The sequence below is a fragment of the Shewanella sp. MM_2022_3 genome (genome assembly GCF_022557375.1).
Taxonomy (GTDB): Bacteria; Pseudomonadota; Gammaproteobacteria; order Enterobacterales; family Shewanellaceae; genus Shewanella; species Shewanella xiamenensis.
In genome coordinates this window covers 1-9,092 of sequence record NZ_JAKZGV010000082.1, presented here as the reverse complement: position 1 = coordinate 9,092, position 9,092 = coordinate 1, and the positions used below count along the sequence as shown (strand labels likewise).

The 9,092-nt window shown below is 46.1% G+C and carries 8 protein-coding genes and 4 tRNA genes; 7 read left to right on the top strand and 5 right to left on the bottom strand.

Annotated features, from left to right (window positions below; all coding sequences use genetic code 11):
- The first annotated feature begins 507 nt into the window (after positions 1–507).
- From uvrY to MMG82_RS20845, 7 genes are all read left to right on the top strand, one after another.
- The gene (gene uvrY, locus MMG82_RS20875) at positions 508–1,152 is read left to right on the top strand and encodes a UvrY/SirA/GacA family response regulator transcription factor (RefSeq protein WP_011622328.1); all 645 of its coding nucleotides are present in this window, start codon (positions 508–510) and stop codon (positions 1,150–1,152) included.
- 109 nt (positions 1,153–1,261) lie between these two features.
- Positions 1,262–3,091 carry an excinuclease ABC subunit UvrC gene (uvrC, locus tag MMG82_RS20870; RefSeq protein ID WP_047533591.1) on the top strand — a complete coding sequence of 610 codons (1,830 nt, stop codon included), beginning with the start codon at positions 1,262–1,264 and terminating at the stop codon, positions 3,089–3,091.
- Positions 3,092–3,138: 47 nt separating this feature from the next.
- Complete coding sequence (gene pgsA / locus MMG82_RS20865; RefSeq protein WP_037417386.1) at positions 3,139–3,687, top strand: CDP-diacylglycerol--glycerol-3-phosphate 3-phosphatidyltransferase; 549 nt, start codon at positions 3,139–3,141, stop codon at positions 3,685–3,687.
- Between the two features lie 143 nt (positions 3,688–3,830).
- A tRNA-Gly gene (locus MMG82_RS20860) sits at positions 3,831–3,906 on the top strand.
- A gap of 20 nt (positions 3,907–3,926) precedes the next feature.
- Positions 3,927–4,000 (top strand) — tRNA-Cys (locus MMG82_RS20855).
- Between the two features lie 48 nt (positions 4,001–4,048).
- Positions 4,049–4,135 (top strand) — tRNA-Leu (locus tag MMG82_RS20850).
- 130 nt (positions 4,136–4,265) lie between these two features.
- Positions 4,266–4,352 (top strand) — tRNA-Leu (locus MMG82_RS20845).
- Positions 4,353–4,657: 305 nt separating this feature from the next.
- Here MMG82_RS20845 and MMG82_RS20840 read toward each other — a convergent pair.
- The 5 genes from MMG82_RS20840 to MMG82_RS20820 form a co-directional block, all read right to left on the bottom strand.
- On the bottom strand, positions 4,658–4,933 hold the full coding sequence (locus MMG82_RS20840) for an HU family DNA-binding protein (RefSeq protein ID WP_241407369.1): 276 nt from the start codon (positions 4,931–4,933) through the stop codon (positions 4,658–4,660).
- A 389-nt stretch (positions 4,934–5,322) separates the two neighbouring features.
- The gene (locus MMG82_RS20835; protein WP_172588171.1) at positions 5,323–6,231 is read right to left on the bottom strand and encodes an ABC transporter ATP-binding protein; all 909 of its coding nucleotides are present in this window, start codon (positions 6,229–6,231) and stop codon (positions 5,323–5,325) included.
- Positions 6,228–7,058 carry an ABC transporter permease subunit gene (locus tag MMG82_RS20830; RefSeq protein ID WP_172590613.1) on the bottom strand — a complete coding sequence of 277 codons (831 nt, stop codon included), beginning with the start codon at positions 7,056–7,058 and terminating at the stop codon, positions 6,228–6,230. The genes MMG82_RS20835 and MMG82_RS20830 overlap by 4 nt, the downstream gene beginning before the upstream one ends.
- Before the next feature lie 87 nt (positions 7,059–7,145).
- Positions 7,146–7,811: a DUF480 domain-containing protein gene (locus MMG82_RS20825; protein WP_088585748.1), complete on the bottom strand. Its 666-nt coding sequence runs from the start codon at positions 7,809–7,811 to the stop codon at positions 7,146–7,148.
- Between the two features lie 166 nt (positions 7,812–7,977).
- A complete protein-coding gene (locus MMG82_RS20820) occupies positions 7,978–8,817 on the bottom strand; it encodes a S1-like domain-containing RNA-binding protein (protein WP_099458061.1) in 840 nt (279 codons plus the stop codon).
- Positions 8,818–9,092 lie beyond the last annotated feature (275 nt).

Below are 9,092 nucleotides of genomic sequence, written 5' to 3'. Positions count from 1 at the left end.
GTGGCAGAGTGGTTTAATGCACCGGTCTTGAAAACCGGCGTGGGTTTATAGCCCACCCAGGGTTCAAATCCCTGCTCCTCCGCCATATTTCACGGAAAAGCCATCAGCAATGATGGCTTTTTTGTTTATGCAATTTGCACCCGGGTTCTTCATGCTAAGCGCTGCTCCAGCACAATAGTCGGCTAAAAAGCCGCTAAGCAATTAGCGGCTTTTTGCATTTACACGACTTCATTTTCGATGAGCGTTTTAAACCTGCTATATTTTGCGTCAGCTTATCAATTAGCCCAATCCTGAGCTCTACTCATACTTTCATTATACCAAGCTCTTAATTTCAAACTGCATTAATTAGCAAGTTGTTTCTTTAAATATCATCTAGTTAACAATATTCATTTTATGCTTTGCGAAATGCCATTGTTGGGCTAAATTACCCTGATAACCTATATTCCGGTTGCGGTATTCTGATTTGGCTAAACTCTCTTAGTCAGCATTGGTTAAAGGTGGATAAAGTTGATATCGATATATTTAGTTGACGATCATGAGCTGGTGAGAACTGGGATCCGCCGTATCTTAGAAGATGAACGTGGGATCAAAGTGGTGGGTGAAGCGCCCGATGGTGAGACCGCGGTACAGTGGGCGAGACAAAATGAAGCCGACGTCATCTTAATGGACATGAATATGCCAGGTATGGGCGGACTCGAAGCGACGCGTAAGATTTTACGTTATCAACCTCATGCTAAGATTATTGTGCTAACAGTGCACACCGAAGATCCGTTCCCCAGTAAAGTGATGCAGGCGGGCGCGTCTGGTTATTTAACCAAAGGTGCGACGCCACCTGAAGTATTGCAAGCGATACGTCAGGTTTCCCGTGGGCAGCGCTATTTATCTCCTGAAATTGCCCAACAAATGGCATTGAGCCAATTCAATCCCGCCGATGAGAATCCGTTTAAAGCCTTGTCTGAGCGTGAGCTGCAAATTATGTTGATGATCACCAATGGTGAAAAGGTCAATGATATTTCTGAGCAGCTCAACTTAAGCCCCAAAACCGTTAACAGTTACCGTTACCGCTTGTTTGCCAAGCTTGGGATCAGTGGTGATGTGGAGCTGACTCGTTTAGCGATCCGCTATAAAATGTTAGATGCTGGCCATTTCTAATGGCCGCTTGTGTCAATGGTTCTAGCATTAATTAAGTGTTAGCTGTGAGTTTGAAAACGATTTATCAAGCAGTTTTGAAGATGGTAAGTAAAAGAGTGGGTGTGTAACGATGTCGACAGGTTTTAACGCCCAGAGTTTTTTACGTACAGTCACCTCTTCGGCGGGTGTTTATCGCATGTATGACGTCAAAGGTGACGTCATTTATGTGGGTAAGGCCAAAGATCTTAAAAAGCGCTTATCTTCCTATTTCCGTAAAAACCTTGGCAATGTGAAAACTCAGGCGCTGGTGTCCCATATCCATCATATCGATGTGACGCTGACCCATAGTGAGACCGATGCACTGCTGCTTGAAAATGACTATATCAAGCAGTACATGCCCAAATACAATGTGTTACTGCGGGACGATAAGTCATACCCCTATATTTTCTTGAGTCAACACGAGCATCCACGCCTTGCATACCATCGCGGGCCGCAGCGGGAGAAGGGCTATTACTTTGGGCCTTATCCGAATGGCGGCGCGGTGCGTGAAAGTTTGCACTTGATGCAAAAGCTGTTTCCTATCCGCCAGTGTGATGATCTCTATTATAAATCCCGCACTCGTCCCTGCTTGCAGTACCAGTTATCCCGTTGCAGCGCGCCTTGCGTCAGTAAGGTCAGTAATGCGGAGTATGATGAGCAGGTTAAACTCGCCAGTTTGTTCCTTAAGGGAAAAGATAAACAAGTTATCAGTGAGCTGGTGGCTAAGATGGAAGAGGCCGCCGAGCAGCAAGCCTATGAGCAAGCCGCGCGCTTTCGCGATCAAATTATGGCGCTGCGCCGGGTAGCTGAGCAGCAAGAAGTCTCGGGTAATACCGGCGATATGGATGTTATCGGCGTACACTATGCCTCGGGCATTGCCTGTTTTCACTTGCTATTTATCCGCGAAGGTAAAATTTTTGGTAGCCGTAGCTATTATCCAACGGTTCCCGCGCAAACAGATATCGAAGAAGTCTTACGCTCCTTCCTGCTACAGTTTTATTTAAATGCCGATATTCAACGCACTATTCCTAAGGAGGTGGTGATAAGCCATCACTTTGAAGAATTGCATGAGCTAGAGGCGGCCGTCTCTGAGGCGTTGAATAAAAAATTCAGCATTAAAACCAATGTGCGCGCCGACAGGGCGAGTTTTTTACGCCTCGCGATCACCAACGCCACCAATGCGGTGATGACGCGCCTGTCCCATAAAAACACTGTTGAACAGCGTTTTGTCTTGCTTGAGGAAATCCTCGAGCTTAATGCGCCAATCCAGCGCATGGAATGTTTCGATATCAGCCATACCATGGGCGAGAGCACGGTAGCCTCCTGTGTGGTGTTTAATCGTGAAGGGCCGCATAAAGCCGAATATCGTCGTTATAATATTGAAGGTATTACGCCAGGCGATGATTATGCCGCCATGAAGCAAGCCATTAGCCGTCGATTTGATAAAATCGATGCCAGCGGCAAAATCCCTGACATCTTATTTATCGACGGCGGTTTAGGTCAGCTGCGTATTGCGCAGCAAATTGTCGATGAGAAATTTGTCAATTTAGATAAAGCGCCGCAACTGATTGGCGTGGCTAAGGGGGAGAGCCGTAAACCTGGGCTGGAAACCTTAATCTTTGGTGACACAGAAACGAGCTTTTCCCTTGAGGATGACTCACCCGCATTGCACCTTATTCAACATATTCGCGATGAATCCCACCGCTTTGCCATCACTGGGCATCGTAATCGCCGTCAGAAAACCCGTAACACCTCAACGCTTGAATCCATTCCGGGCATTGGCCCTAAACGCCGTAAAGCGTTACTCCAACATTTGGGCGGTTTGCAGGAAGTGAAGGGTGCGAGCGTGGCCGAGTTAGCGAAAGTGCCTGGGATCAGCATAGAAATGGCACAAACCATTCATGATGCATTGCGAGGGTGATAAAATTAAGGCAAGATTGGCGCTGCTTTTGACTAACTGGTTTGATCATGCCGTTTAACTTACCCATAGCATTAACTCTTTTTAGGCTTTTTTTACTGCCCATTTTTGTGGTGTTGTTTTATTTACCTTACAGCTGGACGCCTTTTGTTGCCGCATTTGTGTTTTGGTTGGCGGCGTTAACGGATGCATTAGACGGTTATGCGGCGCGTAAACTCAAGCAACTGACCCGTTTTGGCGCATTTCTCGATCCCGTCGCTGATAAACTGATGGTGATCACCGCGCTCGTATTATTAGTTGACCAATACGCTGATATTTGGCTCACACTGCCAGCACTGTTTATGATTGGCCGTGAAATTGTGATTTCAGCCCTGCGGGAGTGGATGGCTGAATTAGGTAAACGCGGCACGGTTGCGGTTTCTTGGATCGGCAAATATAAAACGGCGGCGCAGATGGTGGCGATTATTGGCCTTATCTGGCAATACAATCCACTCATGATCACCGCGGCATTTGTGCTGTTATATATCGCTGCCGTATTAACGTTCTGGTCAATGATGAGTTACATTTTAGCCGCCTGGAAAGATTTAACGGCTGAATAGCACAATAAAAGATCAAAGAGATTATTTAGTGCGCAAGCAGTAAGTTATCGATAAAACAGCGGTTGACACTGCATCGTAAATAGGTAGAATGCCTCCCCGTAGACGAGAGACGAAGTGAAAACAAAATCTTAACTCTGCGTGATGCGACATTAGCTCAGTTGGTAGAGCGATACCTTGCCAAGGTATAGGTCATCGGTTCGAACCCGATATGTCGCTCCAATCTAAATGATTGGAAAGATGGCGCGATGGCAGAATGGCTATGCTGCGGATTGCAAATCCGTCGATCTCGGTTCGACTCCGGGTCGCGCCTCCATAATTAAGATATTAATGACACGATTCCCGTCGTTAATATAAAGAGTTTGCCCGAGTGGTGGAATCGGTAGACACAAGGGATTTAAAATCCCTCGCTGGTAACAGCGTGCCAGTTCAAGTCTGGCCTCGGGTACCATTATTATAATGGTGACAGCTCAAACGAGCTGAAGCGTTAAACTTCGTAACCTAAGTATTTGATATATAATCAATAGGTCGAAGCAATGAGTTAACAATATCAACAGCAGTGCTGACGATATTAAGAGTTTGCCCGAGTGGTGGAATCGGTAGACACAAGGGATTTAAAATCCCTCGCTGGTAACAGCGTGCCAGTTCAAGTCTGGCCTCGGGTACCATTATTCTTAGTGAATAGTAAATAAGCCTCGACATTAGTCGGGGCTTTTTTGCATTTGCAGCACTGATTTTTTCGTTTTGTTTTACCGCGACTTGTCTATTTTATTAGATAGAGCCTCTGGCACGCCGTCAGTAGCTGGCTTTAGGTTGACTTTGTTACTGCTCTCTAAGCTCTATAACATCAAACTCAGCTAGGGCAGGTTACGTTTTATCTCCCAAGCTCATTGCCAACGTAATATCGTTAATCTTGGCCGATAAAAAAGCCCCGTGGTTTTCATGAGGCTCTTTTACATATCCACAATACTACCTACTCATTTATCGCTTGTTTTAGCGCTGTCGCCGCCTTAAAGCTCGGCTGGTTAAAGCCCGAAATCTCAATTGTCTCACCCGTCTGTGGATTACGGCCCGATTTAGGTAAATGATAACGTAACTCGATGGTACCGAATTGCGGCAGGAAGACTTTCTCACCTTCGCTTAAGGCGATATGGATCTGTTGTAGGATCTGTTCGACAACAGGTTTAGTGCTGGCCTGGGACTGTTCAAGCGAAGTGGCGATACGTTGGATAAGTTGTGCTTTGTTCATTGAAACCTCTGAATTCAGCGAAAGAGCAGGAAAGGGGAGTTTATAACAAGCTCGGGATCAGATTGAAAGCCTAGGTTTGCCAAAGCGGCTTAACTGCTGCTTTATTGGTTAGCGATGACAACTCACCTTTTCTTTTGAAACGGAAATACTCCTTATATAAGCAGCGTTAGGGGCTAAGTTGGCCTAGTGGATGGCGTTTAGCGCTAAGGTGGAAGTTAAAGGATAAAGCGTTTTAACATTGATATTTACGACTATTCCACCTTTGATAGGGGGCAAGAAATGATATTGGTTTCGCTGTGTATAAACAACAAAGTGTCTACTGAGCGCCCTTGCGGGCGCTGTTTGAGTTAGAGCTAAGCGTAGGAATAATGGCTAGACTTATCGGGGACTTAAGAAAATAACGTTTCTTCTAATGTGCGCCCTTTAAGCAGCATCTTATATTGCCAATGTTGCTCATTAAATAGGGCGAGCAGGGCGGTTTCAAACTCATAATGGCGATTTGCCGTGTCATCCAACTGGATGACAAATACATGGGCTTGTTTTGAGGTGATATTCACCACACCAGCTATTTGACCTACGGCTTGGATGAGCGCTTCACTGTCGCAGCTTTCCATAGTGAGGGTGAGATAATCACTGCCGCTATTGGATGAGCGCATCGAAATCGACTGGCCCAGCTCACCTTTATCTAGATACAGCACTTGGTCACAGAGCTTCTCGAGTTCGTCCAAGTTGTGAGAGCTGATCACAAAGGTGGTTGTGGGCGAGAGCGTTCTGACGAGTTCACGGATTTTCTTGGCATTAGCCGGATCGAGCCCTGCGGTTGGCTCGTCGAGTAATACCAACTTGGGAGCACCGATTAAGGCTTGGGCAATCGCCACTCGTTTACTCATCCCATGGCTTAGACTCGGTGGCTTTTGCTGCGCGACCTCGGCTAAGTCCACTAAATTCAGTACACGCAGGGCTTCTTGGTTTGCCTGCTTGCTATCCATCCCTTGAAGACGCGCAAAGAAGCTTAACTGGCTGATAATGGTTAAATTGGGATCGAGTGTGGCATCCTGCGGCAAGGCGGCAATTTGGCCTAATAATGCTGGACTATTCGGCGCTTCTCCTAGAATTCTAACCGAGCCTGCACTTGGGGTGAGATAACCACATAGCAAACTAAACAGAGTGGTTTTACCCGCACCGTTGGGGCCAACCAAGGCGATCGGAGCTCCTGCTTCTAGGGTTAAGTTAACGTTATTGAGCGCTTTTTTACTGCCATAGTTTTTTGACAGTCCTTGGCACTGAACGAGGATCATAGTTGACTCCTTTGGATATAAACTCGGCCAAGGAAGAGGGCGATTGCGGTTTGCAGTAGTGGTATGGGCGCGTAGGCTAAGCTATTGATTCCATTGGTGTTCAACATGTTTGATAATTGAGCACCTGGCAGTAGCCATTGTAAAGCCTCAAATAAGCGCGATTCATTACCCAATATCAGCAGTGCTATAGAGACGACGGTCCACAAAATAGTGGCCAGAACCATGGCTTGCCTTGCCGTGCTGGCATAGAGGGACAAAAGAGTCATCACGGCGGTAAAGGGTAAAATCACGATAACCAAGTTGATGCCGACCAAGGCTCCCGACGTTAATGCGGGTAATAACAAGCCGATATCGCGAGTAAGTGCCAGCGCTATGGTGGCGAGGATGGTCAATAAGATCAGTAGACCTTGGATCAGGATTTGCCCCAAAAAGCGGCCGAAGAGTAGGCTGTCTTTGCTGGTTCTTAGGGTATAGAAGCGCAATGTGCCGCGGGATTTGTCTGAGGAGAACTGATCGGCGGCAATCAAAATACTGAACATGGGAAACAGATACAGCGCAAAGCACCAGAAGATAGCCATTTCCGCCACGGGCCAGTCAAACAGCACATTGAGTGCTTGGCTGCCTAAGAGACCGTCGATCAGATCTTTAATATTGGGCTGCATTAATAGGGTCGAAGCGCCTTGGATGGGGTAGAGCAATAGCATGCCCCACACTAATGCAAAGGCAATCAGGGCGATAATCCCGCGAAGGTTAAATAGAAATTTTCGACATTCAAAGCCAGCGATCAAAAGCATGTTATTGAATGTACTGGGAGCATTTGGTGTCATTCGCTGTCTCGTCAGTGAGTGAGCGGACAAACTCTCACCTTAGTCATCATTAAGAGTGACTACTTGCGAAAGTCGTCCGCGGCGCGGTTAGGATAAAGAAGCGATAAGCGATTCTAACTTATCTTTAAGTTCTGCCACTTGCTCTTCAAGCTGTGTGACTCTCGCTTCCAGTTGTTGTCTATCCTGCTCGTTTAGCGGGTGGGCATCTGCATTTGTGGCATTGGTGAATGACGCTGCGCTAATTTGCTCAGCACCTTGGGAGAACAGCTCAGTATAACGACATTCACGTTTACCAGGCTCCCGCGGCAGTTGAGCCAGTACGGGTTTATCCCGCTCCATCAGTTGCTTAATGCAGGCTTCCACTTCGAGCACGTCTTTAAAATCATGCAGTCTGTTGCTACGGGTGCGTAACTCTCCGGGCGTTTGTGGGCCGCGAAGCAGCAGTAAACAAACAATGGCTACCGCCGCGCTGGAAAGTTGTAACTCGCTAAATTCGGTGTTGCAGAATCTGTGCTTATATTTGACGACTCGGCTACCAAAGCCGGATTGCTCGCTGATTAAGCGCTTTTTGTTCAATGAATCAAGGGCGGCTTGTACTTGCGCTTCAGTGAGTTCTAATACAGGTTCGCGGCTGGTTTTTTGATTACAGGCGAGGGTCAGGGCATTGAGTGAAAGAGGGTATTGCTCTGGGGTGGTGACTTCTTTTTCAAGTAGGCATCCGATAACTCTGGCTTCGTGTAACGTGAGTTCCATATAAGCTCCAAAGAAAAAAGCATGACTTTGTTATAACAGAGCCATGCTTAAGATCCTAGCGCTTGTCGGTAAACTGAGTGTTTGGGCAGACTATTTGGACAAATAAACCACGAACCTTACTACAAGAGAGTCCTAAGTCCCGTATGAGGTTGACTATTCAGCCCAATCAGTCAGCTTCAGTTAGGCGTAAACCATCATCGTCGATACTTAACTTGCCCGCTTTAAACAGGCCACCGATGCTCTTTTTGAAGGCTTTTTTACTCATACCGAGTTGTTCGTAAATCACTTCGGCATCGGTTTTATCCGTTAGGGGTAAGAATCCGCCCGCTTGCTTGAGTTTTACTAAGATAATGTGCGCATTTTTATCAAGCTCTTGCTTACTGCCTTGCTGCAATACCAAATCAATTTTGCCATCGCGGCGGACTTGTTTGATAAAGCCTTTTAGCCTTTGACCAAAACGCAGTTTTTGGAACACTTCGTTTTGATAAATCACGCCCCAATGGGCATGGTTAATAATGGCTTTGTAGCCTAAATCTGTGGTGCCACCGATAAATAAGTCAACTTGTTGACCTACTTCATACTGGGCGGGAGTTTTATCGAGGAATTTATCGATTTTTGATGACGCAACAATACGCTCATCAGCTCGGTTAACGTGCACATAAACAAGGTACGAGCGACCTTCTTCAATCGGTTTATGCTGTTCACCAAAAGGTAGTAACAGATCTTTATCTAATCCCCAATCTAAAAATGCGCCAAAAGGCCCAGTGGCCACGGCTTTTAAGTAGGCAAATTCTCCTACTTGAGCCAAAGGTTTGCGGGTCGTGGCAATGACAATATCTTCGGAGTCCAGATATAAAAATACCTCTAGCCAGTCACCGACTTGGCAGTCTTTTGGGGTGGCTTTGTTGGGCAGTAACACTTGGCCAAATTCGTGGGCATTTAAATACACACCAAAACTGACTTGTTTTACTACCTCAAGTTTGCAGGTTTTTCCTATCTGTACCATGGAGCTCTCTATCTAAGGATGTCATTCGGCGGTGATTATAACCGCTTTATCCGTAAACAGCAGCTTCCAGATCGGCTTTTGCGTCGATAGTCGAAAATGAACAGCCGCGCAGAGATAAAACAATATTGCTGATGTGAGCAAATGTTATCAATTTATCTTGATTGGCTATTAAAAAATATTGAACGCACTTAGAGTGAGGTTGATGGTTAACCTATTAATTTAAAATAGATAAATCTACTTGTTACCAACCATTCTGTTAATGTGGTGTTTATTAT

Bases quoted from the DNA above. Each gene is read 5' to 3' on its own strand.
- uvrC (WP_047533591.1), top strand. From the start codon at position 1,262: ATGTCGACAGGTTTTAACGCCCAGAGTTTTTTACGTACAGTCACCTCT.
- pgsA (WP_037417386.1), top strand. From the start codon at position 3,139: ATGCCGTTTAACTTACCCATAGCATTAACTCTTTTTAGGCTTTTTTTA.
- MMG82_RS20820 (WP_099458061.1), bottom strand. From the start codon at position 8,817: ATGGTACAGATAGGAAAAACCTGCAAACTTGAGGTAGTAAAACAAGTC.
- MMG82_RS20840 (WP_241407369.1), bottom strand. From the start codon at position 4,933: ATGAACAAAGCACAACTTATCCAACGTATCGCCACTTCGCTTGAACAG.
- MMG82_RS20825 (WP_088585748.1), bottom strand. From the start codon at position 7,811: ATGGAACTCACGTTACACGAAGCCAGAGTTATCGGATGCCTACTTGAA.
- MMG82_RS20830 (WP_172590613.1), bottom strand. From the start codon at position 7,058: ATGACACCAAATGCTCCCAGTACATTCAATAACATGCTTTTGATCGCT.
- MMG82_RS20835 (WP_172588171.1), bottom strand. From the start codon at position 6,231: ATGATCCTCGTTCAGTGCCAAGGACTGTCAAAAAACTATGGCAGTAAA.